26 protein-coding genes and 1 tRNA gene are annotated in these 25,130 nt (G+C 66.3%); 22 read left to right on the top strand and 5 right to left on the bottom strand.

Annotated features, from left to right (window positions below; translation table 11 throughout):
- The first annotated feature begins 31 nt into the window (after window positions 1–31).
- The gene (gene nadA, locus FFS27_RS04950) at window positions 32–1,090 is read left to right on the top strand and encodes a quinolinate synthase NadA (protein WP_003086254.1); all 1,059 of its coding nucleotides are present in this window, start codon (window positions 32–34) and stop codon (window positions 1,088–1,090) included.
- Between the two features lie 108 nt (window positions 1,091–1,198).
- Here nadA and FFS27_RS04945 read toward each other — a convergent pair whose 3' ends face one another.
- Window positions 1,199–2,632, bottom strand: coding sequence for a tetratricopeptide repeat protein (locus FFS27_RS04945; RefSeq protein ID WP_003086256.1), 1,434 nt, complete (start codon window positions 2,630–2,632; stop codon window positions 1,199–1,201).
- A 162-nt stretch (window positions 2,633–2,794) separates the two neighbouring features.
- Here FFS27_RS04945 and FFS27_RS04940 point away from each other — a divergent pair, with 162 nt between their 5' ends.
- Both FFS27_RS04940 and FFS27_RS04935 read left to right on the top strand, forming a co-directional pair.
- Window positions 2,795–3,046: a sulfurtransferase TusA family protein gene (locus tag FFS27_RS04940; protein WP_003086258.1), complete on the top strand. Its 252-nt coding sequence runs from the start codon at window positions 2,795–2,797 to the stop codon at window positions 3,044–3,046.
- A gap of 33 nt (window positions 3,047–3,079) precedes the next feature.
- Window positions 3,080–4,153 carry an AI-2E family transporter gene (locus FFS27_RS04935; RefSeq protein ID WP_003086260.1) on the top strand — a complete coding sequence of 358 codons (1,074 nt, stop codon included), beginning with the start codon at window positions 3,080–3,082 and terminating at the stop codon, window positions 4,151–4,153.
- A gap of 59 nt (window positions 4,154–4,212) precedes the next feature.
- On the opposite strand, the gene FFS27_RS04930 is transcribed toward FFS27_RS04935, so the two are convergent.
- A complete protein-coding gene (locus FFS27_RS04930; RefSeq protein WP_003086262.1) occupies window positions 4,213–4,686 on the bottom strand; it encodes a peroxiredoxin in 474 nt (157 codons plus the stop codon).
- An 11-nt stretch (window positions 4,687–4,697) separates the two neighbouring features.
- Window positions 4,698–5,255 carry a glycine cleavage system protein R gene (locus tag FFS27_RS04925; RefSeq protein ID WP_003086267.1) on the bottom strand — a complete coding sequence of 186 codons (558 nt, stop codon included), beginning with the start codon at window positions 5,253–5,255 and terminating at the stop codon, window positions 4,698–4,700.
- A gap of 183 nt (window positions 5,256–5,438) precedes the next feature.
- Here FFS27_RS04925 and dapA point away from each other — a divergent pair, with 183 nt between their 5' ends.
- The 6 genes from dapA to wapB all read left to right on the top strand — a co-directional run bounded on the left by dapA (window position 5,439) and on the right by wapB (window position 10,487).
- Complete coding sequence (gene dapA / locus FFS27_RS04920; protein ID WP_003086270.1) at window positions 5,439–6,317, top strand: 4-hydroxy-tetrahydrodipicolinate synthase; 879 nt, start codon at window positions 5,439–5,441, stop codon at window positions 6,315–6,317.
- A gap of 17 nt (window positions 6,318–6,334) precedes the next feature.
- Window positions 6,335–7,525: an outer membrane protein assembly factor BamC gene (gene bamC / locus FFS27_RS04915; protein ID WP_003086271.1), complete on the top strand. Its 1,191-nt coding sequence runs from the start codon at window positions 6,335–6,337 to the stop codon at window positions 7,523–7,525.
- Complete coding sequence (locus tag FFS27_RS04910; RefSeq protein ID WP_003123205.1) at window positions 7,464–8,222, top strand: MBL fold metallo-hydrolase; 759 nt, start codon at window positions 7,464–7,466, stop codon at window positions 8,220–8,222. The genes bamC and FFS27_RS04910 overlap by 62 nt, the downstream gene beginning before the upstream one ends.
- A 28-nt stretch (window positions 8,223–8,250) precedes the next feature.
- On the top strand, window positions 8,251–8,961 hold the full coding sequence (gene purC, locus FFS27_RS04905; protein WP_003108622.1) for a phosphoribosylaminoimidazolesuccinocarboxamide synthase: 711 nt from the start codon (window positions 8,251–8,253) through the stop codon (window positions 8,959–8,961).
- Window positions 8,962–9,054: 93 nt separating this feature from the next.
- A tRNA-Ser gene (locus FFS27_RS04900) sits at window positions 9,055–9,144 on the top strand.
- Between the two features lie 350 nt (window positions 9,145–9,494).
- Complete coding sequence (wapB, locus tag FFS27_RS04895; RefSeq protein ID WP_021264408.1) at window positions 9,495–10,487, top strand: 1,2-glucosyltransferase WapB; 993 nt, start codon at window positions 9,495–9,497, stop codon at window positions 10,485–10,487.
- Between the two features lie 39 nt (window positions 10,488–10,526).
- Here the strand turns inward: wapB and FFS27_RS04890 are convergent, their stop codons facing one another.
- Window positions 10,527–11,327: an IclR family transcriptional regulator gene (locus FFS27_RS04890; RefSeq protein WP_003112543.1), complete on the bottom strand. Its 801-nt coding sequence runs from the start codon at window positions 11,325–11,327 to the stop codon at window positions 10,527–10,529.
- Window positions 11,328–11,484: 157 nt separating this feature from the next.
- Here FFS27_RS04890 and FFS27_RS04885 point away from each other — a divergent pair, with 157 nt between their 5' ends.
- From FFS27_RS04885 to FFS27_RS33175, 13 genes are all read left to right on the top strand, one after another.
- Complete coding sequence (locus FFS27_RS04885) at window positions 11,485–11,871, top strand: Zn-ribbon domain-containing OB-fold protein (RefSeq protein WP_011666727.1); 387 nt, start codon at window positions 11,485–11,487, stop codon at window positions 11,869–11,871.
- A complete protein-coding gene (locus FFS27_RS04880; protein ID WP_021264409.1) occupies window positions 11,868–13,019 on the top strand; it encodes a thiolase in 1,152 nt (383 codons plus the stop codon). Before FFS27_RS04885 ends, FFS27_RS04880 begins: the two co-directional genes overlap by 4 nt.
- Before the next feature lie 109 nt (window positions 13,020–13,128).
- Window positions 13,129–15,276 carry an acetate--CoA ligase family protein gene (locus FFS27_RS04875; RefSeq protein WP_003086285.1) on the top strand — a complete coding sequence of 716 codons (2,148 nt, stop codon included), beginning with the start codon at window positions 13,129–13,131 and terminating at the stop codon, window positions 15,274–15,276.
- Entirely contained in the window at window positions 15,260–16,126 is an 867-nt protein-coding gene (locus FFS27_RS04870) for a MaoC/PaaZ C-terminal domain-containing protein (RefSeq protein WP_021264410.1), read from the top strand. The genes FFS27_RS04875 and FFS27_RS04870 overlap by 17 nt, the downstream gene beginning before the upstream one ends.
- An 81-nt stretch (window positions 16,127–16,207) precedes the next feature.
- Window positions 16,208–17,563 carry an MFS transporter gene (locus tag FFS27_RS04865; RefSeq protein ID WP_003112539.1) on the top strand — a complete coding sequence of 452 codons (1,356 nt, stop codon included), beginning with the start codon at window positions 16,208–16,210 and terminating at the stop codon, window positions 17,561–17,563.
- A 23-nt stretch (window positions 17,564–17,586) separates the two neighbouring features.
- Window positions 17,587–17,994, top strand: a complete 408-nt coding sequence (locus tag FFS27_RS04860; RefSeq protein ID WP_003108633.1) for a PaaI family thioesterase — start codon at window positions 17,587–17,589, stop codon at window positions 17,992–17,994.
- Window positions 17,995–18,134: 140 nt separating this feature from the next.
- Complete coding sequence (locus tag FFS27_RS04855) at window positions 18,135–19,199, top strand: acyl-CoA dehydrogenase family protein (protein ID WP_003086296.1); 1,065 nt, start codon at window positions 18,135–18,137, stop codon at window positions 19,197–19,199.
- A complete protein-coding gene (locus FFS27_RS04850) occupies window positions 19,199–19,960 on the top strand; it encodes an enoyl-CoA hydratase/isomerase family protein (RefSeq protein ID WP_023101448.1) in 762 nt (253 codons plus the stop codon). Before FFS27_RS04855 ends, FFS27_RS04850 begins: the two co-directional genes overlap by 1 nt.
- Before the next feature lies 1 nt (window position 19,961).
- The gene (locus FFS27_RS04845) at window positions 19,962–21,107 is read left to right on the top strand and encodes an acyl-CoA dehydrogenase family protein (protein WP_003086301.1); all 1,146 of its coding nucleotides are present in this window, start codon (window positions 19,962–19,964) and stop codon (window positions 21,105–21,107) included.
- 40 nt (window positions 21,108–21,147) lie between these two features.
- The gene (locus FFS27_RS04840; RefSeq protein WP_023101447.1) at window positions 21,148–22,065 is read left to right on the top strand and encodes an SDR family NAD(P)-dependent oxidoreductase; all 918 of its coding nucleotides are present in this window, start codon (window positions 21,148–21,150) and stop codon (window positions 22,063–22,065) included.
- Between the two features lie 15 nt (window positions 22,066–22,080).
- A complete protein-coding gene (locus tag FFS27_RS04835; protein ID WP_003086306.1) occupies window positions 22,081–23,067 on the top strand; it encodes an NADH:ubiquinone reductase in 987 nt (328 codons plus the stop codon).
- Between the two features lie 78 nt (window positions 23,068–23,145).
- Window positions 23,146–24,396: an OprD family porin gene (locus tag FFS27_RS04830; protein ID WP_003134037.1), complete on the top strand. Its 1,251-nt coding sequence runs from the start codon at window positions 23,146–23,148 to the stop codon at window positions 24,394–24,396.
- Between the two features lie 98 nt (window positions 24,397–24,494).
- The gene (locus tag FFS27_RS33175; RefSeq protein WP_023088486.1) at window positions 24,495–24,770 is read left to right on the top strand and encodes a zinc ribbon domain-containing protein; all 276 of its coding nucleotides are present in this window, start codon (window positions 24,495–24,497) and stop codon (window positions 24,768–24,770) included.
- Between the two features lie 2 nt (window positions 24,771–24,772).
- Here the strand turns inward: FFS27_RS33175 and FFS27_RS04820 are convergent.
- On the bottom strand, window positions 24,773–25,130 hold a 358-nt coding region (locus tag FFS27_RS04820), incomplete at its 5' end, for a transcription elongation factor GreAB (protein ID WP_137951943.1).

Raw genomic sequence — 25,130 nt, 5'->3', positions numbered from 1 at the left:
ACGCGCTGTTGCGCCTTCAGGTGTAGCGACTATGACGCACATTTCCGAACGACTCCTGGTCCAGGCCCACCTGGCCGCCAAGCAACCCCGCGTGTTGAGCGAGCAGGAGAGCGCCGAGCATCGCGCGGCGATCGCGGCCGAACTGAAGGCGCAGAACGCGGTACTGGTGGCGCATTACTACTGCGATCCGGTGATCCAGGCGTTGGCCGAGGAGACCGGCGGTTGCGTATCCGATTCGCTGGAGATGGCCCGTTTCGGCAACCAGCATCCGGCGCAGACGGTGGTCGTGGCTGGGGTGCGCTTCATGGGCGAGACGGCGAAGATCCTCAACCCTGAGAAGCGCGTGCTGATGCCGACCCTCGAAGCGACCTGCTCGCTCGACCTGGGCTGCCCGGTGGATGAATTCTCGGCATTCTGCGACCAGCACCCGGAACGGACCGTGGTGGTCTATGCGAACACCTCCGCGGCGGTGAAGGCACGCGCCGACTGGGTCGTGACCTCCAGTTGCGCGGTGGAGATCGTCGAACACCTGATGGACAACGGCGAGCCTATCCTCTGGGCACCGGACCAGCACCTGGGACGCTACATCCAGCGCGAGACGGGGGCCGACATGCTGCTCTGGGACGGCGCCTGCATCGTCCACGAGGAGTTCAAGGCCAAGCAGTTGGAAGACATGAAGGCGCTCTACCCTGACGCCGCCATCCTGGTCCACCCCGAATCGCCGGAAAGCGTGGTCGCGCTGGCCGATGCCGTGGGCTCGACCAGCCAGTTGATCAAGGCCGCGCAGACCCTGCCGAACAAGACCTTCATCGTCGCCACCGATCGCGGCATCTTCTACAAGATGCAGCAGCTGTGCCCGGAAAAGGATTTCATCGAGGCCCCCACCGCCGGCAACGGCGCCGCCTGCCGCAGTTGCGCGCACTGCCCGTGGATGGCGATGAACACGCTCGAGCGGACCCTGGCCTGCCTGCGCGAGGGCAGCGGGGAAATCTTCGTCGACCCGGCGTTGATCCCGCGGGCGGTCCGTCCGCTCAAGCGCATGCTCGACTTCACCCAGGCCGCGCGCCTGCGCCAGGCCGGGAACGCCTGAACCTGGCGAGGGCATCCCGCTGCGTAGGGCGAGTAAGCGCGGTGCGGTTGTTCGCCCAACCCCCTGTTTCGACGAGCATCGCCGGGCGTTTTTCCTCGGATACGCCGTTCAGCGGAACATTTCCTTGACCATCTTTTCCTGCTGGCGAATTTCCTGCTGGCGGGCGTCGAGTCGCGCAGCCAGTTGGAAGTTGCCGCCAGCGCGGCGCTTGGCGAAATCGAGCTGCTCGATGGCGGCCTGGTAGTCGCCGGTCAGAGACAGGTACTCGGCCCGGGCCTGGTGCACGCCGATGGCGTTGTTGGTCAGGCTGCGCACCTCGGCCAGGCGGTTCCAGACATCCGGGTCCAGCGGCCGCGCCTTGCTCAGGTCGTCGAGGATCTTCTCCGATTCCTGCGGCTTGCTCATCTTCAGCATCAGGTCGGCGCGCACCTGTTTCAGCGGGTAGCTACTGGGGAACTGGGCGAGCATCTTCTTCAACCGCTGGTCGGCATCCGGCAGGCGGTTGGCGGTGATGTCCAGCTCGACCTGGGCCAGGTTGTAGGCGACGTCGTTGGGTGCCTTCGCCAGCAATTGCCTGAGGTTGTCACGGGCATCGTTGAGCTGGCCGATGCGCGTCTGCGAGATGGCCAGTCCGTAGCGCGCGGCATCCAGCTTGGGATTGTCGTTGAGCATGGCGCGGAAGCGCTTGCCGGCCATCCCCGGGGTCTCCTCGAAGAGCAACTGAGTGCGCGCGCGCATCTGCTGGTAGCGCAGGCTGTCTTCCTTGCCGCCCTGGGGATACTGTTCGGCGCGGTTGCGGGTGTCGGCGATACGCGATTCGGTGACCGGGTGGGTGAGGAGGAACTCCGGCGGCTTGCCGTCGTAGCGATACTGCCGCGCCAGGCGCTCGAACATGTTCGGCATCGAGCGCGGATCGTAACCGGCGCGAACCATGTTGGTGACGCCGACGCGGTCGGCTTCCTGCTCGTTCTGCCGGGAAAAGCGCAACTGGTTCTGGATCGCCGCCGCCTGGGTCCCGGCGATCGCCGCGATACCCGCATCCCCTGCGCCGGCGGCTGCGGCGACGATGCCGGCGAGCATCGCCGCCATCACCGGCAGTTGCATGCGCTGCTGTGCCTCGATGCCGCGGGCGAAGTGGCGCTGGATCAGGTGGCCGAGTTCGTGGGCCAGCACCGCGGCATACTCGCCTTCGGTCTGGGCGTTGAGCAGTAGCCCGCCGTTGACACCGATCACGCCGCCGGGCGCGGCGAAGGCGTTGATCTGTGCGTCGCGGATGAGGATGAAGGCCAGCCGGTGGTCCTGCAGGTCGCTGGTTTCGGCCAGCCGGTAGACGCTGCTTTCGACGAAGTCCTTGAGTTGCGGGTCGGAGATCGCATCGACCTGGTTGCGCAGCATGCTCAGCCAGGCGCGGCCCAGCTGGAACTCCTGCTCCGGCGAAACGATCGAGGAAGATGCGTCGCCCAGGGAGGGCAGATCGTCCGACATGACCGGCGAAGCGAGCATGCAGGCGAGCGTCAACAGGGCAGGGCGCAGTACATTCATGCAGGAGGCTCAGGTTGGCAAAGGCCTTACTTTAGCCGTTGGTTATCGGCACTGCCTAGGTATCTGCCCGAGACCCGAAGCTGTTGGACTTCGAGCGCCGTTTCAACTGGCCAGCGGCGGATAGGCTTGGGTATGCTTGTCGGCCCTTCGGGAGAGGCTGTCATGACGGATAACGATTCATCCCCCCTGGTATGTGACGCGGAGCTGGATGCCAGTGGTCTCAATTGTCCGCTGCCCCTGCTAAAGGCCAAGCTGGAGCTGAACCGCCTGCCCAGCGGCGGGGTGCTCAAGGTGATCGCCACCGATGCCGGGTCGCAGCGAGACTTCCGGGCCTTCGCCCAGCTCGCCGGCCATGAACTGCTGCGCGAAGAGGCCGCCGAAGGCGTCTATCGATACTGGCTGCGCAAGCGTTAGCGGAGCTTTCGCCGTTCCGATTCAGGATTTCCGATGATCAAGGTGTTACGCGACTGGATGCAGCGCTACTTCTCCGACGAGGAGGCAGTGGTGCTGGCGATCATGCTGGTGCTCGGCTTCAGCGTCATCCTCGCCTTCGGCGGGATGCTCGCGCCGGTACTGGCGGCGATGGTGATCGCCTTCCTGATCCAGGGCGTGGTCGGCATGCTGGAACGCTTCCGGGTGCCGCACCTGTTCGCCGTATGGCTGGTCTACAGCTTGTTCCTCGGCTTGCTGGCGCTGTTCCTGGTGGTCCTGCTGCCGCTGCTCTGGCAGCAATTGTTCACCCTGTTCAACGAGTTGCCGCGGATGCTCGGCGAATGGCAGAGCGTGCTGCTGATGCTGCCCGAGCGCTATCCCAGCCTGATCAGCGAGGAGCAGGTGCTCAAGGCCATCGAGACCGCGCGCGGCGAATTTGGCCAGATCGGCCAGTGGGCGCTGACCTCGTCGCTGGCCAGCCTGCCGGTGGTGGTGAACGTCATGATCTACCTGGTGCTGGTGCCGATCCTGGTGTTCTTCTTCCTCAAGGACAAGAAGCGCTTCCATACCTGGTTCCACCGCTACCTGCCGCGCGAGCGCGGGCTGATGAAACAGGTCTGGGCCGAGATGAACCAGCAGATCGCCAATTACATTCGCGGCAAGGTCATCGAGATCGTCATTACCGGCGCGGTGACCTACATCGCCTTCGCCTACCTGGGGCTCAACTACGCAGCGCTGCTGGCCCTGCTGGTCGGCCTGTCGGTGGTGGTGCCGTACATCGGCGCGGTGGTGGTGAGCGTACCGGTGGCGATGATCGCTTTCTTCCAGTGGGGTTGGGGCGACCAGTTCATCTATCTGATGGTGGCCCACGCGATCATCCAGGCGCTGGATGGCAACGTGCTGGTGCCGCTGCTGTTCTCCGAGGCGGTGAACCTGCACCCGGTGGCGATCATCTGCGCGGTGTTGCTGTTCGGCGGGCTCTGGGGCTTCTGGGGCGTGTTCTTCGCGATCCCCCTGGCGACCCTGGTGAAAGCGGTGCTGGATGCCTGGCCCAAGGACCTTCCCGAGACTCTGGCAGCCACGCGATAGCATCGGCCGCATGAAAAATGAAAAAGGCCGCGGATGCGGCCTTTTTTTCGGGGCGGGGCTCAGGCGCCGTTGAGCGCCTGGGCGGCGGCGAGAACCGCGTCGACATGCCCGGGCACCTTCACGCCGCGCCACTCCTGGCGCAGTACGCCGTCCCTGTCGATCAGGAAGGTGCTGCGGTCGACGCCCATGTATTCCTTGCCGTAGAGCTTCTTCAGCTTGATCACGTCGAACAGCTGGCAGACCGCTTCATCCTTGTCGCTGATCAGCTCGAAGGGGAATTCCTGTTTGCACTTGAAGTTCTCGTGGGACTTCAGGCCGTCGCGGGAGATGCCGAAGACCTCGGTATTGGCCTTCTGGAACGCCGCGTACTGGTCGCGGAAGCCCTGGCCCTCGGTGGTGCAACCGGGGGTGCTGTCCTTCGGGTAGAAATACAGGACGACCTGCTTGCCCTTCAGCGCGGACAGGGTCACCTCCTTGCCGCTGGTTGCGGGGGCGGTGAAGTCGGGTACGGGTTTGTCGATTGCGACCGGCATGGCTCGGCTCCTCAGGGGTGTTGGGGGCGCCAGGGTTCGATCAGGGCATCCAGGTTCAGGGCGTCGGCGAAGTCCAGGAACTGGTCGCGCAGCCAGCTGATCTGGGTGCCGGCGGGCAGCGTCACGGTAATCGTGGCGTTGAGCATGGTGGTGTTGGTGTGCGGCGCCTGGTAGGTGTCGCAGGTCAGGTTCTCCAGCTCGATGTTGTGGTCGATGAAGAACTGGCAGAGTTCGTTGAGGATGTCCGGGCGATACACCGCGCTGACATAGGCCACGTAAGGCAACGCCTGGGCGCGGGTCACGTGGGCGTTGCTGCGGGTCATGCTGAGGGTGATGTCGCCGCGCTTGGTGAGGGCCGGCAGGCTGCCCTCGAGGCGGGCGAGGGCATCCCAGCTTCCGGAGATCTGCAGCACCAGGGCGCTGAACTCTCCGTGGCGGGTCAGGCGGCTGCTGACCACGGCGCAGCGGCTCTCGACGCAGGCGCGGCAGAGCAGGGTGGTCAGCTCCATCGGATTGGGGCCGAGGGCGCTGATCAGAAGGAATTGTTCGCGGGGTTGGCTGGTGGACATTCAACTTTCCTGGAATACGCTGGCGGCACGGGCCGTACCTAAAGCGGGAAGGGTAGCGAAAAGCGCCGCCGAGGGAAACGTCTGCCGCCTGTCAGCGGCTTCCGACGAGGTGGCGCTCGTCTTGTGCAAGGCCTGCCGCCGACAGTACCATTACCGCTTTAATTTCGCGGCAGGAGCGGTTGCATGATTGCGGGCAGTATGGTGGCACTGGTCACCCCCTTCGATGCTCAGGGTCGACTGGACTGGGACAGCCTCGCCAAGCTGGTGGACTTCCACTTGCAGGAAGGCACCAACGCCATCGTCGCCGTCGGCACCACCGGTGAATCGGCCACGCTGGACGTGGAAGAGCACATCCAGGTGATCCGTCGCGTGGTCGACCAGGTCAAGGGCCGCATCCCGGTGATCGCCGGCACCGGCGCCAACTCCACCCGCGAGGCGGTGGCGCTGACCGAGGCCGCGAAAAGCGGCGGCGCCGACGCCTGCCTGCTGGTGACGCCGTACTACAACAAGCCGACCCAGGAAGGCATGTACCAGCACTTCCGCCATATCGCCGAAGCCGTTGCGATCCCGCAGATCCTCTACAACGTGCCTGGGCGTACTTCCTGCGACATGCTTCCGGAGACCGTCGAGCGCCTGTCCAAGGTGCCGAACATCATCGGCATCAAGGAGGCCACCGGCGACCTGCAACGCGCCAAGGAAGTCATCGAGCGCGTCGGCAAGGACTTCCTCGTCTATTCCGGCGACGACGCCACTGCCGTCGAGCTGATGCTGCTGGGTGGCAAGGGCAACATCTCGGTGACCGCCAACGTCGCGCCGCGCGCCATGAGCGACCTGTGCGCCGCCGCCATGCGCGGCGACGCCGCTGCCGCGCGCGCCATCAACGACCGCCTGATGCCGCTGCACAAGGCGTTGTTCATCGAATCCAACCCTATTCCGGTGAAGTGGGCCCTGCATGAGATGGGTCTGATCCCCGAGGGGATCCGCCTGCCCCTGACCTGGCTCAGCCCGCGTTGCCACGAGCCGCTGCGTCAGGCCATGCGCCAGACCGGCGTATTGGCTTGATCAAGGAGCTCCACGCAATGAAGCGACTGGCTGGACTGACCGCCCTCGCCCTGGTTATCGGCAACACTTCCGGCTGCGGCTGGCTGTGGGGGCCGGAGGGCTATTTCCGCGACCGCGGCGACGACTACCTCGGCGCCCGCGAGACGCCTCCCATGCAATTGCCCGAAGGGGTGCACAGCAAGCCGCTCGATCCGCTGCTGCCGATTCCGCTGAACGTCGCCACCACCCACGAAAAAGAGGGTGAGTACGAGGTTCCGCGTCCGCAGCCGCTGGCCAACGCCGGCGACATCAGCGACTACAGCCTGCAGCGCAGCGGCGATAGCCGCTGGGTCGTGGCCCAGCGTCCGCCGGCGGAAGTCTGGCCGGTGGCCCGGCAGTTCTTCGAGGAGAACGGTTTCCGCATCGCCGACGAGCGCCCGCAGACCGGCGAGTTCAGTTCCGACTGGCAATCGCTGTCGCAGCTTTCCGCGCCGCTGGCACGCCGCCTTAGCAGCCGCGTGAGCGGCGTTGAGCCGGACGGCCAGGCACGGGTTCGGGTGCGTATCGAGCCCGGCGTGCAAAGCAATACCAGCGAGGTCTACGTGCTCAGCCAGACCCGCGCCGCCGGTGACACCAGCAGCCCGAGCTGGCCGAGCAAGTCGGTGGCGCCGAGCCTCGACGCGGCGCTGCTCGACGAGATGGTCGCGAGCATGGCGCGCAGCGCCGAGCAGGGCGGCTCGGTCTCCCTGCTGGCAGCCAACTCGATCTACGACACGCCCGGCACCTTCGAGTTGAGCAAGGACGGCAGCGGCAACCCGGTGCTGACCTTGCAATCCGACTTCGACCGCTCCTGGGTCAGCGTCGGGCGTGCCCTGGATAACGCCGATATCCGCGTCGACGACCTCAACCGCAGCCTTGGCGTGTACTACGTGAACATCGCCGAAGGGGCGAAGAAGCCCGACGAAGACAAGCCCGGGTTCTTCAGTCGCCTGTTCGGCGGCGGCGAGAAGACCAAGGAAGAGGAAGACGCCAAGGCGCAGCGCTACCAGGTCCGCCTGACCACCGTCAGCGACGCCGTGCAGGTCACCGTCGACAAGGACATCAACACCTCTGCGCCGGCCGATGTCGCGCAAAACGTACTGGAAAAACTCCAGGAGAGCATGCGCAATGCGGTTCGCGGTTCTGGGCAGCGGAAGCCGGGGCAATTCGGCCTTGGTGAGCAGTTCTGACACCCGGATACTGATCGATTGCGGCTTCCCGCTGCGTGAAATCATCAAGCGTCTGGCGCGCCTGGGGCTGAGCCCCGCGCAGCTGGACGCGATCCTGGTCACGCACGAACACGCCGATCACATCCATGGCGTCGAACTGCTGGCGCGGCATTACCAAATCCCGGTCTATCTCAGTGCGGGTACCCTGAGCGGCATGCGCCGCCCGGTGCACCCCGCCGAGCTGTTGAGGGCCGGCCAGCGCCTGGCGATCCGCGGGCTGGAAGTGCAGGTGGTTGGCGTCTCGCACGACGCCCGCGAGCCTACCCAGTTCGTGCTGTCCGACGGGCAGCGGCGCTTCGGCATGCTCACCGATCTGGGAATGGCCACGGCCGAGGTGCTGGAGTGCTATCGTGCGGTGGATGCTCTGGTGGTCGAGGCCAACCACGACAGCACGATGCTTGCCGGTGGCCCGTATCCCTATTTTCTCAAGGCCCGCGTAGGCGGTTCGCGAGGGCACTTGAACAACCATCAGTCCGCAGAACTGGTGAAGCAGCTGGATTGGGGTCGCATGCAGCACCTGGTGCTGGCCCATCTCAGCGAAAAGAACAACTCGCCGCAGCTGGCCCGGCAAACCTTCGTCGACACCCTCGGGTGCGATCCGGGCTGGCTGCAGGTGGCCGATCAGCATTCAGGCCTGGATTGGCGCGAGATCGCCTAGGCCCTATTACCCGTAAGCGGAGCCCATCATGGAAAAACGCGAAGAACTCTACCGCGGCAAAGCCAAGTCGGTTTACCAGACCGACGATGCCGATCGTCTCATCCTGCTGTTCCGCAACGACACCTCCGCCTTCGACGGCAAGCGCATCGAACAGCTCGATCGCAAGGGCGCGGTGAACAACAAGTTCAACGCCTTCATCATGCAGAAGCTGGAAGCTGCCGGCATTCCGACCCAGTTCGACAAGCTGCTGTCGGATACCGAGTGCCTGGTGAAGAAGCTCGACATGATCCCGGTCGAGTGCGTGGTGCGCAATTTCGCCGCCGGTAGCCTGGTGCGTCGTCTCGGCGTGGAAGAGGGCATCGCCCTGACTCCTCCCACCTTCGAGTTGTTCCTGAAGAACGACGCCCTGGGCGATCCGTTCATCAACGAATCCCACGTCCAGGCCTTCGGCTGGGCCACTCCCGAGCAGCTGGCGCAGATGAAGACCTATTCCTTCAAGGTCAATGAAGTGCTGAACAAGCTGTTCGACGATGCCGGTCTGCTGCTGGTGGACTTCAAGCTGGAGTTCGGCCTGTTCCATGGCCAGATCGTCCTCGGCGACGAGTTCAGCCCGGACGGCTGCCGTCTGTGGGACAAGGAAACCCGCAAGAAGATGGACAAGGACCGCTTCCGCCAGGGCCTCGGCGATGTGATCGAAGCCTACGAAGAGGTAGCCAAGCGCCTGGGCGTGCCGCTTTAACCTCAAAATGCGCGCAACCATCTGAAAGAACGCGAAAAAATCTTCAAGAAAGCTTCGCGTTCTTCGTACAAGCTGGTATCATGCGCGCCGCACGGAGAGATGCCGGAGTGGTCGAACGGGACGGATTCGAAATCCGTTGAGTCAGCAATGGCTCCTAGGGTTCAAATCCCTATCTCTCCGCCATTACATATGAGCAAAGCCCCTGGAATGCCTGGCGTTCCAGGGGCTTTGTCTTTTCTGGCGAGCGTTCGGGCGTCCCCTCTGCGGGGCGGGCGAGAAAGCCGTGCCATGGTTTCGGGTATTGGCCAGGTCGTGCAGTTCTCCTAGGAATGCTGCGGGCCCTTCCTTCGTTCTGTCCTTCCTTCTCCTCTGGGTGGTCGTCCCGCTCTGTCTGGGTTTCGTGGGTGCGCTGAGCGCGCATTTCTCCATTGCTTCCGATTTTCTGTCCTTCGAGCGCCGGGTCGGGCGACCTGCCGGTTTCGATGGTCGGGGCGGTTCTTCTTAGTATCCCGGCGCTTGAAGGCGCCGCGGATGTGTGGCCGAGCTGCATGGCACGGTTTCCTTCCAGCGGACAGCCAGGTTATCGGTTTGTGCCGAGTCCCGGAGCCGGGGCTGGGGAGGAAGAAATGCGACCGCTCGTTTCCGTCGTTTGCGCCTGTTTCAATATCTCGAAGTATCTGCACGAGGCGATTGCCAGCATCTACGCGCAGGGCTATCCCAATCTCGAGTTGATCGTGGTGGATGACGGATCCACGGACGACACCTATGAGCGTCTCGCCATGCTCCGCGAGCGTCACGGTTTCCAGCTCTACCGCCAGGCTAACCGAGGGGTGAGCGACGCGCTCAATCACGGTTTGCGTCATGCGCGGGGCGAGTTCGTGATGACTCCCGACCTGGACGACATTCTCCTGCCTGGAGCGCTCGACACGCGCGTCGACTACTTGCTTGCGCACCCCGAGGTCGGGTGCGTGGGCGGTTTCAATATCTGTATCGACAGTGCTGGTAACGAAGTGGCGCGAGACGGTTTCAGCGAGGGGTGTGTGGAGCGTTGGGGGTTCGATGCAGCATTGGCCGAGACCCTGGTGGTCATGCCGCTGACGGCGCTCTACCGCATGGAAGCGATGAAGCGGGCGGATTTCTTCGACCCGTCGATTCGCGTGCAGGATTTCCAGATCACCCTAAGGATCGCGGCGCAGGGCTATGAAATTCATCGACTGCCGGCCTACATGGGGCGTTATCGCCGGCATGGAAGCGGTCTGTCCGGCAGGTACAAGCTCAATTACGAGGCGGATATGCAAGCCATCGAGCCTTATCGGGCTCACCCGAATTATCGCCGGGCCCGGCAACTGATCCTGAACAAGGCGCTGAAGAAGGCTGTTGTCCAGGATGGGCGATATGCCTGGCAGTTGTTCCGCTCGGTGCCGCTGCGAGCGTGGGACCGGGTGACGCTGAAGCGATTCTGGCGCTTTCTCCGTTATCTGCCGGTCCTCGGGTTGAAGGATGGTACCGGCGTCGAGGGTCGATGACGGCTGGCCGGCTAATCTTTCAATGGGTTGAATGCCATTTCAGGATTTCTCCTTCAGTGCCTCGCCCTGGGGAAATAGCGCGCGGCTCACGAAGCGCGCGGTATCCCGCAGGCTGGTGCCGATCCGTTCCAGGTCGTCGGGCTGGTGCTGGGCGCTGATGCCGATCGCGGAGATGGCGAAGCGCGGTTGTCCGTCGCGGTCGGTGATGGCGCTGGCGACCATGCTCACGCCGCGGTAGAGGTGTTCCTGGTCGATAGCCCAGCCGCGCTCGACGGCCTCGGTCGCTTCGGCCTGGTAGCGCTCGAAGCTCGGCGGATTTTCCCAGCGCACGCGGGTCAGTCGGCGGCGCAGTTCGTCCTCCGGCAGTTCGCGCAGGCCGGCAATGCAACGCCCGGCGGCGCCGACCAGTTCCGGCAGGCGCGTGCCGACGGCGACGTTGACGTGGGCGACGGGCGGTGCGGCAAGGGCGATGACGCGGATGTGCGCATCGTCGGTGACTTGCCACAGGGCGATGAGGATGTGGTGGGCAAGGCTCAGTCGCTCCAGCTCTGGCTGGATCAGGTCGGCATAGCTGCGTCCGACGAATCCTACGGCCAGTTCCGACAGGCCAAGGCCCAGTTGGTAGGTCTTGCCCGCATCGTCGAAGGAGGTCAGCCGTTCGTTGCTCAGGGTGCGCAGGATATTGAAGGCGCTGCTCGGGCTGATGCCGGTGGCGCGAGCGATGGCGGCCACGCCTTGCGGTCCGTCGGCGTGGGCCAGGTGGCGAAGTATCTGAATGGCGTTCACTACCGCGCCGACATCTTTGCTGCTGGTGCCTTTGGTTGTGGCGTCCTTGGTCATTTTTCCTCTTTTCATTCAGTATTGTGATTGACATTCACGATAGTGAATATATTCTGGCCTTCCGGAACGTACAACCGGGGACGGAAGCAGTATCCGGTTCGGCGTCCAGCGCGATGCACTTTGCAGCAAAGGTCGACAAGAACAAAGGAGAAACCTCGTGGCAGATCTTCCCGATGGCAGTACTCCGGGACCTGAGGCGCAGTACCTTGCGTTTCTCGCCCAGGGCCGTTTCATGTTGCAGCGCAGCCGTTCCAGCGGTCGCCATGTGTTCTACCCGCGCCAGTTGGTGCCGGGTAGCGGCGAGACTGATCTCGAGTGGGTTCCCGCCAGCGGCCTGGGTACGCTCTACGCGATCACTGTCAATCGCTCCCGCGGCGGCAATCACAATGTCGCGCTGGTCGACCTGGACGAGGGCGTGCGCATGATGTCGCGGATCGACGGGCACGAGAGCCTGCCGATCGGCACCCGTGTGCAGGCGCGCATCGTCGAGCAGGACGGTGCCAATGTCGTGGTGTTCGTTCCCCACCAGGAGGGACGACCATGAGCGCGGCCATCCGTGGCAAGACCGCCATCGTCGGCATCGGTAGCGCCGGCGTCGGCGAGGCGCCGGGCTACAGCGCCATCGAACTGCTCGGCCAGGCGTCGCTCAAGGCCATTGCCGATGCCGGCCTGAAGCTTTCCGACATCGACGCGATCTTCGCCGCCACCAGCTCCCATGCCTTTCCCACCTTGTCGGTCGCCGAATACCTCGGCATCCGCCCGAAATTCGTGGATGGCACCAATATCGGCGGCTCCAGTTTCGAGCTGCACCTGCTGCAGGCCACTTTGGCACTGGAGGCCGGTCTCTGCGACGCTGCGCTGATCTGCTACGGCTCCAACCAGCGAAGCGCCGGCGGCCGCCTGGTATCGATGAGCGAGCCACAATGGCACGAGACGCCCTACAAGCCGCGCCACCCGATCACCGCCTATGCCCTGGCGGCCAGCCGGCACATGCACCAGTACGGCACCACACGCGAGCAGCTCGCCGAGGTGGCGGTCTCTGCCCGGCAATGGGCCAACCTGAATCCCGAGGCGTTCGCCCGCGGGCCGTTGAGCGTCGATGACGTCCTTGCCGCGCGGATGGTCAGCGACCCGCTGAGTGCCGCCGACTGCTGCCTGGTCACCGACGGCGGTGGCGCCTGCGTGGTAGTGCGCGCCGAGCGCGCCCGCGACTTGCCCAATGCGCCGGTGTACTTCCTTGGCGCGGCCGGAGCGCAGTGGCATCGCTCGATCGTGTCGATGCCCGACCTCACCGTGACGGCGGCCTCGGAAAGCGCTCCGCGAGCCATGCAGATGGCCGGTGTGCGGCACGCCGACATCGACCTGGTGATGCTCTACGACGCCTTTACCATCAACACCCTGCTGTTCCTCGAGGACCTGGGTTTCTGCGCCAAGGGCGAGGGCGGCCCATTCGTCCAGGGCGGACGCATCGCGCCCGGCGGCGAGCTGGCGGTGAACACCAACGGTGGCGGGCTGTCCTGCGTGCATCCGGGGATGTACGGGATGTTCCTGATCATCGAGGCGGTGACCCAGCTCCGCCGCCAGGCCGGCGAGCGGCAGTTGGCCAAGGCCGACGTGGCGTTGCTGCACGGCAACGGCGGCACGCTGTCCAGCCAGGTAACCGCGTTGCTCGGCACCGGCGACACGCTCTAGACCCCTGGCCGACAGGCCTTCCGGGCGCTGCCGTGGCGGCGTCCCGCGGGCGCGCTCGCCCGCGAGAAGGTTGTCGTGCCGGCCACAGACAAACGGATCAGGTGAACCCATGTCAGCGAACCACTCGCAACAGCTCATCGACGCTCCCCGTTTCGCCAGTCTTACTCCATTGATCGAACCACGCTCGGTCGCGGTGATCGGCGCTTCCAGCGACCCGACCCGCATCGGTGGCCGTCCCATCGCCTACATGCTGCGCCATGGCTATGCCGGGCAAATCCTCCCGGTCAATCCGAATCGTGCTGAAATCCAGGGGCTGCCGGCCTTCGCCAGCGTTGCGGAGCTGCCGCAGGCACCGGACGTGGCCATTGTCGCGGTGCCTGCGCCTCAGGTGCTGGAGACCGTCCGGGCGCTGGGCCGCCAGGGGGCGCGCAGTGCCATCGTGTTCTCTTCCGGATTCAGCGAGGTCGGCGAGGCCGGCGCGGCGATGCAGGATGCGGTGGTAGCCGCTGCCCGCGAGCACGGTATGCGCCTGCTCGGTCCGAATGCGCTCGGCGCGTTCAACAGTAACCTGGGTTATTACGCGTTCTTCTCCACCAGCCTGGAACGTGGCGTACCGCTGCCCGGCCGGGTAGGCATCGCCACCCAGTCCGGTGCCTACGGCGCGCACCTGCTCGGCATGGCGCGCCAGCGGCGCCTGGGAACCCCTATCTGCGTGGCCACCGGTAACGAGGCCGACGTCACCCTGGGCGACAGCATCGGTTGGCTGGTGGAGTCGCCGGAGATCGACGTGGTGATGGCCTACGCCGAATCCATCCGCAACGTCGACAGCTTCCTCGCCGCCCTGGAGGCCGCGCATCGCGCCGGCAAGCCGGTGATCCTGCACAAGGTCGGGCGCAGCGCCCTGGGTAGCCGCGCGGCGCTGTCCCACACCGCTTCGCTGGCCGGCGACGACAAGGTGCTGGACGCCGTGCTGGGCGACTATGCGGTGATCCGCGCCAGGACCACCGAGGAACTGATGGACATCGCCTACCTCGCCACCCGGCGTATCTATCCGGTGGGCAACAGCCTCGGCATGATCACCGTCAGCGGCGGCGCCGGGATCATCGTCAGCGATGCCGCCGAGGAGGTCGGCCTGCCGATGCCGCCGATGCCGGACATGGCCCAGGAGCGGCTGAAGGCACGGCTGTCCTTCGCGTCGCCGATCAACCCGGTGGACTGCACCGCGCAGGCCCTGAACGATCTGACGCTGGTGCGCGACTTTACCGAGTCGATGGTGGTCGACGGTGGCTACCGTTCGCTGCTCGCCTTCTTCACCCAGGCCGGCACCGCCGCCTCCATCGGCGCGCGTCTGGCCGAGCAGTTCCGGCGGATCAAGGAGGCTCATCCCGAGCGTCTGTTCGTGGTCTCGGTGATGGGCGAGGGGGAGGAGCTGGCACCCTACGAGGAGGCCGGCTTCGCACTGTTCGAAGACCCCACCCGGGCGGTAGTGGCGATCCAGGCCATGGGGCGGCTCGGCGAAGCCTTCGCCCGGCCGTTGCGCCTGCGCCGGCCTGCCGGCGGGCTACAGTTGCCCGCCTCCACGCCCGGCGAAGCCGAGGCCAAGCGCCTGCTGGCGCGCGCCGGTATCGAGTCCGCCGCCGAGGCGGTGCTGGGCAGTGCCGAAGAGGCGGTTGCATTCGCCGAGGGCATCGGATACCCGGTGGTGCTGAAGCTCGCCTCGGCGGACATCCAGCACAAGTCGGAAATCGGCGGCGTGCTGCTTGGCGTAAGCGATGCGGACGCGGTACGCGCCGGTTTCCAACTGCTCCTGCGCCGGGCCGCCGAGAAGGCGCCGCAGGCGCGTCTCGATGGCGTCCTGGTGGCGCGTCAGCTGCAGGGTGGGGTGGAGTGCTTCATGGGGATCCAGCGCGATCCGCTGTTCGGCCCGGTGGCGCTGTTCGGCCTGGGCGGGATCTTCGTCGAGGTGCTGCAGGACGTGGTGTTCCGCCGCTGCCCGTTCGAGGTCGACGAAGCCGAGGCGATGATCCGTAGCATCAGAGGCGCGCCGCTCCTGCTCGGCGCGCGTGGCCGGCCGCGGGCCGACGTCGCGGCGCTGGCACGGCTGCTGTCGAATCTCTCGCGGTTCGCCTGGGAGGCGGGAGAGCGCTTGCGCTCGGTGGACCTCAACCCGGTCATCGCCTTGCCGGAGGGCCAGGGCGCCTGGGCGGTGGATGCGGTGCTGGAAGTCGAGGAGGTGGCCGATGGCGCTCGATCCTGAGGTGCTCCTGAACTACCCGATCCCCGAAGTACGCCAGCGCTACAGCCGGCGCGACAGCGCCTTCTATGCATTGACCCTCGGTCTGGGCGGCGACCCGCTGGACGAGCGCCAACTGGTCTACGTCGATCCGTGCCACGATCTCCAGGCATTGCCGTGCATGGCCCTGGTGCTCGGTCATCCGGGCTTCTGGCTGGGCAATCCGGCGACTGGCGTGGACGCGCTGCGCCTGGTTCACGGCGAGCAGCGCCTGGAGTGGCGGCGGCCGTTGCCGGCGGAAGGCGAGGTGATCGGTAGGACCCGGGTCACCGGTCTGGTAGACAAGGGCGCCGACAAGGGCGCGCTGCTCTACAGCGAGAAGGTGCTCAGCGACGCGCTCAGCGGCGAGGTGCTGGCTGTCGCCCGCAGCACCACCTTCCTTCGCGGCGACGGCGGCTTCGGTGGTTCCCGGCAGGTGCCGGAAATGCCGCATCGCTTGCCTGAACGGACGCCCGACCTGCGACTCGACCTGCCGACCCGTCCGGAGCAGGCCCTGTACTACCGCCTCAACGGCGACGACAACCCGCTCCACGCGGAGCCCGCGGCAGCGCTGCGGGCCGGCTTCCCGCGGCCGATCCTGCATGGCCTGTGCACCCTCGGCGTGGCATTCCACGCGGTGTTGCGCGGGCTCGCCGACTACCGCGCGGAGCAACTGGGACATCTGCAGGTGCGTTTCTCGGCTCCGGTGTTTCCCGGCGAGACCTTGCGTACCGAGATGTGGAGCGACGGCTCGTTCCGCACTCGCGTCGTCGAGCGCGATGTGGTGGTGCTGGACAACGGCCGGGTAGGTCCGCCGCCAGAGCGGCCGGACTGAAGCGAAGGGCGGCGGCGCGAGGGAACGACCGTCGGGCTGCCGTGAAGATCAACCGAAATCCTGCTTGCGAGAACAAGAATAATGAATGCAACCGCGCTTTCCCCGAACCCGGCGCCGGCCATCTCCCGGCGCACCATGCTGATCGCCTTCGTCTTCTGCTTCCTCGGCCTGCTCGCCGACGGCGTCGACCTGATGTTCCTGGCCTACAGCCTCAACAGCCTGAAGGCCGAATTCGGCCTGAGCAACTTCGAAGCCGGCTCCCTCGGCAGCCTGACTCTCGCCGGCATGGCCGTCGGCGGTATCTATGGCGGCTGGTGCTGCGACCGCTTCGGCCGGGTCCGAGTGGTGACCTGGACCATCGTGCTGTTCTCCATCGGTACCGCGTTGCTGGGGCTGACCCAGAACTACTGGCAGTTCGCGCTGATCCGCTTCGTCGCCTCGCTCGGCCTCGGCTCGCTGTTCGTCGCCTGCAACATCCTGATGTCCGAGTGCGTCGGAACCAGGTACCGCACCACCATCCTCGCCGCCATGCAGGCCGGCTGGACCGTGGGCTACCTGGTGGCGACCCTGCTGGCGGGGCAGATCATCCCCGAGTTCGGCTGGCGCACCTTGTTCTTCACCGCCGTGGCGCCGGCGCTGGTCTGCCTGGCCCTGCGGCCTTGGGTGCCGGAGTCGCCGTCCTGGCTCGCGGCCCAGGCCGGGCGCCAGCGTCCCGGCGCGGCTCCGCAGAGCCACGCCGAGGCTGGCGGTGCCGGCCCGCTGGGACGGATGTTGGGCGATCCGGAAACGCGCGGCATGTTCCTGCTCTGGAGCCTCACCTCCTGCTTCCTGCTGTTCGGCTACTACGGCACCAACAACTGGATGCCGTCCTACCTGGAGAGCGAGTTGGGGATGAACTTCAAGTCGATGACCGGCTACATGGTCGGCACCTACAGTGCGATGATCCTCGGCAAGGTCGCCGCCGGTGTCTGCGCCGATCTCTTCGGTCGGCGCCTGACCTTCGCCGCCGGGGCCATCGGCAGCGCCGCCTTCATGCCGTTGATCGTGTTCTACCACTCGCCCTCCAACATCCTCTGGATCCTCATCACCTTCGGCTTCATCTACGGCGTTCCGGTCGGGGTGCTGGCCACCTACATGACCGAGAGCTTCTCCACCCGCGTCCGCGGCTCGGCGGTGGGCACCGCCTACAACCTGGGGCGTATCGGCGCGGCGGTGGCGCCCGCCGGCATCGGCCTGCTGGCCACCCACGTGTCGATCGGCGCGGGTTTCCTGGTGATGGGCATCACCTACGTGCTCACCGGGCTGATCCCGGCGCTGTTCATTGCGGACCGGCTCTACGACCCGAACCGCGAGTCCCGCGATGCCGAGAGCGCTTCCCGACGGCAAGCGCCGGGCAGTGCCGTGGATACCGCCGAGCGGCGCGCGGCCAAGGCCTGATCCTGCGGAAGGAGTGCACATCCATGAGTTCTTTTCCACGACAGCCAGCGGCGGAGCAGCGGCCCGCCAGCTTCCAGGAGTTCATCGGCCTCGAGCGCTGGACCGATGCCGACGGGATGGCGCGGGTGCGCTTGGGGCATCGCCCGGAACTGATGAACTACCTGCAACAGTTCCACGGCGGGGTGTTGATGTCGGTGCTGGACGCCGCCATGGCCCAGGCGATCCGTGCCTGCCTGCCGGACTGCTCGATGGTGACCATCGACATGGCTACCCACTTCATGGGTAGCGCCCGCGGCGAGCTTCGTGCGGTTGGCAGGGTGGTGCGACGGACCCGCACGATCTGCTTCTGCACGGCGGAAATCTGCAACGAGGACGGCGAGGTCATCGCCATGGCCTCGGGCAGCTTCAGGTACCGCGCGGCTAAGCCGTAGCGGAGTTCCGGCGGCGCGGCAGCGGAGCCATCCGTCGCGCGTCCGGACCACGGCCTGCGCGGTCGCTCCGCGCGGACAAGCCGGCGCCGCCCGTGCAGATGACGGACGGGCGGTCGGCGTATCGACAGGAGGGCGAACAGATGAGTGAGCAAGACGAGTGGGCCGGCGAGCGCGAGCAGCGTCTGCGGATGATCCGCGACAGCGCGGCTTCGCTGGTGCCGCGCGACGGCGACCTGAGCCGCGTGCGCCGCGGTCGTTTCACCGGTAGCGGGGTGGACCGCCAGGCCTGGCGCGAGGTCTGCGCCATGGGCTGGCCGGCGCTGCGCCTGGATGAAGCGTTGGGCGGCAGCGGCCTGGGCATGAGCGAATACGCGGCGTTGCTGGAGGCGCTGGGGCGCGGCCTGCTGCCCGAGCCGCTGATCGAGGCCGGGCTGGTGGCGCCGTTGCTGCCGGAAGACGAGCGCGTTGCGTTGCTGGCCGCTGAGCGGCTGGTCCTGCCGGCGGGCATCGCCTACCGCGATGGGCGGCGGCGCCCTCGTATGCAGGAAGGGCGGCTGCACGGCGAAGTCGCTCACGTACATCTGGCTGGCGCCGCCGATGCCTGGCTGGTGGCCTGCGAGCAGGGCCTGGCGCTGGTCGAGCGCGATGCCGATGGCGTGGAACTGCTCTGCGAGGCGACCCAGGATGGCGCTCACCTGGCGCGCCTGCGTTTCCGCGATGCGCCGGCACGGTGGTTGTCCGGCGAGGTGGCGGAACAGGTTCTGGACGAGGCAGCGCTGGCCTGCGCGGCCTATCTGGTCGGACTGATGGATGGCGCCTTCGAGCGAACCCTGGAGTACCTCAAGGTACGTCGCCAGTTCGGCCGCGAGATCGGCAGTTTCCAGGCGCTGCAGCACCGCATGGTCGATCTGAGGATCCAGATCGAACTGTCGCGCGCCATGGTCGAGCAGGCCGCCGCCGCGATCGATGCCGGGGCGTCGGAAAGCGAGCGCCAGCGGCAGGTTTCCAGCGCACGGGTACGGGCCTCGGAAGCGGCTCTGCTGGTGACCCGCCAGGCCATCCAGTTGCACGGCGGCATCGGCTACACCGACGAGGCGGACATCGGCCTGTTCCTGCGCCGCGCCATGGTACTGCTCAATGCCCACGGCTCGCTGGCGTTCCACAAGGCGCGCTACGCCGCGCTGCTACAGCGGGAGGTGGCCTGATGAGCGGTTTGTTGCAGGAAACGCGCGGCACGGTGCGCCTGCTGCGCTTCGACAACCCGGCCCGGCGCAACGCACTGTCGCCGGCGCTGCGCATGGAATTGCTGCGGGCCCTGGAGGCGGCCGAATGCGACCCATCGATCCGCAGCGTGCTGCTGACCGGTGGCGAAGAGGTGTTCTGCGCCGGCGGCGACCTGGGCGACATGCGGGTGACCGAGTTGGCCGCCGGCAGGGCGCGAATGCAGGACAACGCGCGGCTGGTGCGGCAGATGGTGCGCATGGGCAAGCCGCTGATCGCCGCGGTCGAGGGCTGGGCGGTGGGAGCCGGGCTGTCCGTGGCGCTGGCCTGCGACAGCATCGTTTGCGGCGCCGGCGCCCGCTTCGCCGCCGGCTTCGGCAAGGTCGGGCTGCTCGCCGACCTTGGCCAGTTGCATACCTTGCCGGCGCGCATCGGTTGGGGGCGGGCACGGCAGATCCTGATGTTCGGCCAGGTGGTAGAGGCCGAGGAGGCACTGCGCATCGGCCTGGCCGACCGCCTCTGCGCCGCTGGCGGCACCTTGGCGATGGCGCTGGAACTGGCCGGGCGGGTGGAGCAGCAGGCGCCGTTGCCCCTGGCGATGACCAAGGCGTTGCTCGCCGAGGGCCTTGACCTATTGCTGGAGCGGGAGGGCGAGTTGCAGAGCCAGTTGTTTCTCAGCGCCGACCACGCCGAGGGCAAGGCGGCCTTTCTCGCCAAGCGTCCCCCCGTATTCAGAGGAAACTGAGATGACCGACTACGACAGTCTCGATGACAACGCCTTTCGCCTGATGGTCCGTGAGTGGATCGCCGCCAACTATCCGCAGCGCATCCGCAATCCGCCCCGTCGCCTGGGGCGCGAGGAAACCCGCGAGTGGTACCTGCTGTTGTCGCGCCAGGGCTGGCTGTGTCCCGGCTGGCCCAGGGAGTACGGCGGCATGGGGCTGAGCGCCGGCAAGCAACTGATCATGATGGAGGAAATGGAGGAGTACGGCTGCGCGCGCCTGCCCGACAGCGGCGTGACCATGCTCGGCCCATTGTTGATCCGCTATGGCGACGAGGCGCAACGGGCGCGCTTCCTGCCGCGCATTCTCAGCGGCGAAGACATCTGGTGCCAGGGCTACAGCGAGCCCAACGCCGGCTCCGACCTGGCCAGCCTGCGCACCGAGGCGCGCCTGGAAAACGGCGAGTGGGTGATCAACGGACAGAAGACCTGGACCACCATGGGCTCGGAGGCCAACTGGATCTTCCTGCTGGTCCGCACCGAGCGCAGCGCCAAGGCGCAGCACGGCATCAGCTTCCTGCTGGTGCCGATGGACAGCCCGGGCATCGAGGTGCGGCCGATCCTCAACCTGGAGCTGCACGGCGAGTTCTGCGAAGTGTTTTTCAACGACGTGCGGGTGCCCTACGACAGCCTGGTCGGCGAAATCAACCAGGGTTGGAGCATGGCCAAGGCGCTGCTCGGTTTCGAGCGGATCTTCCTCGGTTCGCCCAAGCAGTCCACCTTCGCTCTCCAGCGCCTGGAGCGCCTGGCCCGGCACCTGGGACTGTGGCACGACCCTCTGTTCGCGCGCCGCTTCGCCGCGCTGAGCATGGACCTGGACAGCCACAAGGCGCTCTACGAGCGTTTCGCCGAACGCCTGCGGCGTGGGGAGAGCCTCGGCCCGGAGGTATCCATGCTGAAGATCTTCCAGTCCGAACTGTTCCAGCGCATCAGCGAGTTGGGCCTGGAGGTCGCCGGGGAGGACTCGGCCCTGCTACAGCCCTTCGCCGAAGACCCCGAGCTGCATCCGGCGGGGATCTTCATCCAGTCGCGGCCGACCACCATCTACGGCGGCAGCAACGAAATCCAGCGCAACATCCTGGCCAAGAGCGTCCTCGGCCTGCCGGGCTGAGCGCAACCGAACGACATCCACGGGACGAAGAGGATTACCCATGAGCAGCAGACTCAATGAAGGCAAGGTCGCGATCGTTACCGGCGCGGGCGGCGGCATCGGCCGCGAGATCGCCCTGGCCCTGGCCGATTCCGGGGCACGGGTGGTGATCAACGATATCGGCGTATCGCTACAGGGCGAGGGCGGGTCGGCCTCGCCGGCCGAAGAGACCCTTGGCCTGATCCGCCAGCGAGGCGGCGAAGGTCTGATCAACACCGACAGCGTCGCCGACTGGGACAGCGCGCGGCGTATCGTCGAATGCGCCATGGACGGTTTCGGGCGTCTGGATATCGTGGTGAACAACGCTGGCATCCTGCGCGATGTGATCTTCCACAAGATGAGCGCCGACGACTGGCTGTCGGTGATCAATGTCCATCTCAACGGCAGCTTCTTCGTCAGCCGGGCCGCCGCCGAACGCTTCCGTACCCAGCAGGCCGGCGCCTTCGTACACATGACCAGCACTTCCGGGCTGATCGGCAACTTCGGCCAGGCCAATTATTCCGCGGCCAAGCTGGGCATCGTCGCCTTGAGCAAATCCATCGCCCTCGACATGCAGCGCTACAACGTGCGTTCGAATTGCATCGCGCCGTTCGCCTGGAGCCGGATGACCGACTCGATTCCGGCCGAAACCCCGGAGCAGAAGGCCCGCGTCGACAAGCTGCAGCGCATGACCCCCGAGAAGAACGCGCCGCTGGCCGTCTACCTGGCGTCCGACGCCGCCCGCGAGGTCACCGGCCAGGTGTTCGCCGCGCGTCACCACGAACTCTTCCTGATGAGCCAGAGCCGGCCGCTGCGCAGTGTGCATAGCGAGCGCGGCTGGACCCCGGAGAGCATCGCCGAGCACGGCATGCCGGCGTTGCGCGGCAGCTTCATGGATCTGGCGCGCAGCCCGGGCGTGTTCTCCTGGGACCCGATCTGACCGAGGAGGCAATCCATGGGCGTGTTCAGGACCCGTTTCACCGAGACCTTCGGCGTCGAACACCCGATCATGCAGGGCGGCATGCAGTGGGTCGGCCGTGCCGAGATGGCTGCGGCGGTGGCCAACGCCGGTGGCCTGGCGACGCTGTCGGCGTTGACCCAGCCGAGCCCGGAGGCACTGGCTGCGGAGATTGCCCGCTGCCGCGAGCTGACCGATCGGCCGTTCGGGGTCAACCTGACCTTGCTGCCGACGCAGAAGCCGGTGCCCTATGCCGAATATCGCGCAGCCATCATCGAGGCGGGAATCCGCGTCGTCGAAACCGCCGGCAACGACCCCGGCGAGCACATCGCCGAATTCCGTCGACACGGCGTCAAGGTGATCCACAAGTGCACCGCCGTGCGCCATGCGCTCAAGGCCGAGCGACTGGGTGTGGACGCCGTATCCATCGACGGCTTCGAGTGTGCCGGCCACCCGGGCGAGGACGACATCCCCGGCCTGGTGTTGCTGCCGGCCGCGGCCAACCGGCTACGCGTGCCGATCATCGCCTCCGGCGGTTTCGCCGATGGACGTGGCCTGGTCGCGGCGCTGGCGCTGGGTGCCGACGCGATCAACATGGGCACGCGCTTCCTGGCCACTCGCGAATGTCCGATACACCCTGCGGTGAAGGCGGCGATCCGTGCGGCCGACGAGCGTTCCACCGACCTGATCATGCGTTCCCTGCGCAATACCGCGCGGGTGGCGCGCAACGCGATCAGCCAGGAAGTACTGGCGATCGAGGCACGCGGCGGCGCCGGCTACGCCGATATCGCCGCGCTGGTCAGCGGCCAGCGCGGTCGCCAGGTGTACCAGCAGGGCGATACCGACCTGGGGATCTGGTCGGCCGGCATGGTCCAGGGCCTGATCGACGACGAACCGGCCTGCGCCGAGTTGCTCAGGGACATCGTCGAGCAGGCGCGCCAACTGGTGCGTCAACGCCTGGAGGGCATGCTCGCCGGGGTCTGATCCGCTCCGCCACGGCGGTCGCGGCAGGGAGTGGCCGCGGCGCCGTGTCTATCCACTGACGACGAAGAGACAACAACAATGAAAATTCTTCCCGTTCCGATGCTGGCCGCGGGGCTGGCGTTGCTGCCGTCGTTCGCCCAGGCGGAGTTTTTCGCCGACGGCAAGGCCGGCCTCGAACTGCGCAATTTCTATTTCAATCGCGACTATCGCCAGCCCGGCGCCAGCCAGTCCTATTCGGAGGAGTGGGCGCAGGGTTTCCTGTTGCGCTACGAGTCCGGCTACACCGAGGGGCTCTTCGGCCTGGGTGTCGATGCGCTGGGCCTGCTGGGCGTCAGGCTGGACTCCTCGCCAGAGCGATCCGGTAGCGGTCTGTTGCCGTATTCGACGAGCGACCGGCGCGCCGCCCACGACTATTCCAGCCTGGGCCTGACCGCCAAGCTACGGGTCTCGCACAGTACCCTGAAGATCGGCACCCTGATGCCCAGGCTGCCGGTGGTGCAGTTCAACGACACGCGCCTGCACCCGCAAACCTTCCAGGGCGGACTGCTGGAAGTGAACGAGATCGACGGGCTGGCGCTGCAGTTCGGCCAGTTGCGCCAGGTCAAGCAGCGCGACTCGACCAACGCCGAAGACCTCGGCATCACCCGCGGCAACAAGCGCAACGTACTGGCGGGCCGGCACCCCGGCAGCGACCGCTTCGACTTCGCCGGCGGTACCTACCGCTGGAGCGAGCGCCTGAGCAGCAGCTACCACTACGCCAACCTGGAGGATTTCTACCGCCAGCATTATCTCGGCGTGCAGCACCTCTTGCCGCTCGCCGATGACCAGTCGCTGAAGTCCGACATCCGCTGGGCGCGTTCCACCGACGAGGGCGGCAGCCGCGTCGACAATCGCGCGCTGAATGCGCTGTTCACCTATCGCCTGGGCGGCCACGCCTTCGGCCTCGGCTACCAGCGCATGTCCGGCGATAGCGGCTTTGCCTACCTGGGCGGGACCGATCCGTATCTGGTCAACTTCGTGCAGATCGGCGATTTCGCCAACAAGGACGAGCGCTCCTGGCAGTTGCGCTACGACTACGACTTCGCCGCCATCGGCCTGCCCGGCCTGACATTCATGAGCCGCTACCTGCGTGGCGAACACATCGACCTTCTGGACGGCGGTGGGCGCGGCAAGGAATGGGAGCGGGACACCGATATCGCCTACCTGGTGCAATCGGGGCCGCTGAAGAACCTGGGGATCAAGTTGCGCAACGGCACCTTCCGCAGCGATTTCGGCAACGACATCGACGAGACCCGGCTGATCGTCAGCTACGCGTTGCCGCTGTGGTGAAGTGGACTTGAGTTTCCCGATGTTTCCGCGCCATTGACCCTGTAGTGGCTACAGCCTTTTCACTGGAAGCCGTCAGATCCAGACGAGAGGGTTGTGCCATGGGGTTCTTCGAACGGTTGTTGATGGGTGGGCGTCATCATGGACAGGGCGGTGGTCATCACGGCGGCGGTCATCACCGCGGTCAGGGCGGCTATCCGCCGGCGCCAGTCGCGGCGGGAATGGCCTGTCCCGCCTGCCGCACCGCGAATGCGGCGACGGCACGATTCTGCCAGGGCTGCGGCGGCGCCCTGGCGCCGCTGCGCTGTATCGCCTGCAACGCCGATCTTGCGGCGGGCGCGAAGTTCTGCGGCGCCTGCGGTGCGCCGCAGCAGTAGCCTCAGTCGACGGCGAGGATTTCCACCGCAAAGAGGGAGTCCTTCGCCCCGGTCTCGTCGCCCGGGTGCCTGCCGATCAGGCTCTGGCCCAGTGGCGAGCGAGGCGTGATGACCAACACCTCGCGACCTTCGCAATCGATCTTCAGCCCGGCCGCCTCAGGGCCGAGGAACACTGTTCGCCGGCTGCCGTCGGCGTTCAGCAGGGTGACCAGCGCGGTGAGCTGGATGCCCTGTTCCTCGTCGAAATCGCGCAGCACCAGGTTGCGGTACAGGCCCAGCGCCTGGCGGATCTCCTCGACCCGGCGCGACTGCCCGGCGGCCAGGTAGGCCGCTTCCAGGCCGAGGGTGTCGTACTTGTTC

The sequence above is a fragment of the Pseudomonas sp. 2VD genome (assembly GCF_005503585.1).
GTDB classification, from domain to species: domain Bacteria; phylum Pseudomonadota; class Gammaproteobacteria; order Pseudomonadales; family Pseudomonadaceae; genus Pseudomonas; species Pseudomonas aeruginosa.
Note: the sequence above shows the minus strand (reverse complement) of the source record. Positions and strands in the feature narration are given on the sequence as shown.

Coding starts and splice junctions, on each gene's coding strand:
- FFS27_RS04830 (WP_003134037.1), top strand. CDS start 23,146: ATGAAAATTCTTCCCGTTCCGATGCTGGCCGCGGGGCTGGCGTTGCTG.
- FFS27_RS33175 (WP_023088486.1), top strand. CDS start 24,495: ATGGGGTTCTTCGAACGGTTGTTGATGGGTGGGCGTCATCATGGACAG.
- FFS27_RS04945 (WP_003086256.1), bottom strand. CDS start 2,632: ATGAATGTACTGCGCCCTGCCCTGTTGACGCTCGCCTGCATGCTCGCT.
- nadA (WP_003086254.1), top strand. CDS start 32: ATGACGCACATTTCCGAACGACTCCTGGTCCAGGCCCACCTGGCCGCC.
- FFS27_RS04935 (WP_003086260.1), top strand. CDS start 3,080: ATGATCAAGGTGTTACGCGACTGGATGCAGCGCTACTTCTCCGACGAG.
- FFS27_RS04930 (WP_003086262.1), bottom strand. CDS start 4,686: ATGCCGGTCGCAATCGACAAACCCGTACCCGACTTCACCGCCCCCGCA.
- FFS27_RS04845 (WP_003086301.1), top strand. CDS start 19,962: ATGACCGACTACGACAGTCTCGATGACAACGCCTTTCGCCTGATGGTC.
- FFS27_RS04940 (WP_003086258.1), top strand. CDS start 2,795: ATGACGGATAACGATTCATCCCCCCTGGTATGTGACGCGGAGCTGGAT.
- FFS27_RS04840 (WP_023101447.1), top strand. CDS start 21,148: ATGAGCAGCAGACTCAATGAAGGCAAGGTCGCGATCGTTACCGGCGCG.
- FFS27_RS04875 (WP_003086285.1), top strand. CDS start 13,129: ATGTCAGCGAACCACTCGCAACAGCTCATCGACGCTCCCCGTTTCGCC.
- FFS27_RS04855 (WP_003086296.1), top strand. CDS start 18,135: ATGAGTGAGCAAGACGAGTGGGCCGGCGAGCGCGAGCAGCGTCTGCGG.
- dapA (WP_003086270.1), top strand. CDS start 5,439: ATGATTGCGGGCAGTATGGTGGCACTGGTCACCCCCTTCGATGCTCAG.
- bamC (WP_003086271.1), top strand. CDS start 6,335: ATGAAGCGACTGGCTGGACTGACCGCCCTCGCCCTGGTTATCGGCAAC.
- FFS27_RS04865 (WP_003112539.1), top strand. CDS start 16,208: ATGAATGCAACCGCGCTTTCCCCGAACCCGGCGCCGGCCATCTCCCGG.
- FFS27_RS04870 (WP_021264410.1), top strand. CDS start 15,260: ATGGCGCTCGATCCTGAGGTGCTCCTGAACTACCCGATCCCCGAAGTA.
- FFS27_RS04850 (WP_023101448.1), top strand. CDS start 19,199: ATGAGCGGTTTGTTGCAGGAAACGCGCGGCACGGTGCGCCTGCTGCGC.
- FFS27_RS04835 (WP_003086306.1), top strand. CDS start 22,081: ATGGGCGTGTTCAGGACCCGTTTCACCGAGACCTTCGGCGTCGAACAC.
- FFS27_RS04860 (WP_003108633.1), top strand. CDS start 17,587: ATGAGTTCTTTTCCACGACAGCCAGCGGCGGAGCAGCGGCCCGCCAGC.
- purC (WP_003108622.1), top strand. CDS start 8,251: ATGGAAAAACGCGAAGAACTCTACCGCGGCAAAGCCAAGTCGGTTTAC.
- FFS27_RS04890 (WP_003112543.1), bottom strand. CDS start 11,327: ATGACCAAGGACGCCACAACCAAAGGCACCAGCAGCAAAGATGTCGGC.
- FFS27_RS04910 (WP_003123205.1), top strand. CDS start 7,464: ATGCGGTTCGCGGTTCTGGGCAGCGGAAGCCGGGGCAATTCGGCCTTG.
- FFS27_RS04925 (WP_003086267.1), bottom strand. CDS start 5,255: ATGTCCACCAGCCAACCCCGCGAACAATTCCTTCTGATCAGCGCCCTC.
- FFS27_RS04880 (WP_021264409.1), top strand. CDS start 11,868: ATGAGCGCGGCCATCCGTGGCAAGACCGCCATCGTCGGCATCGGTAGC.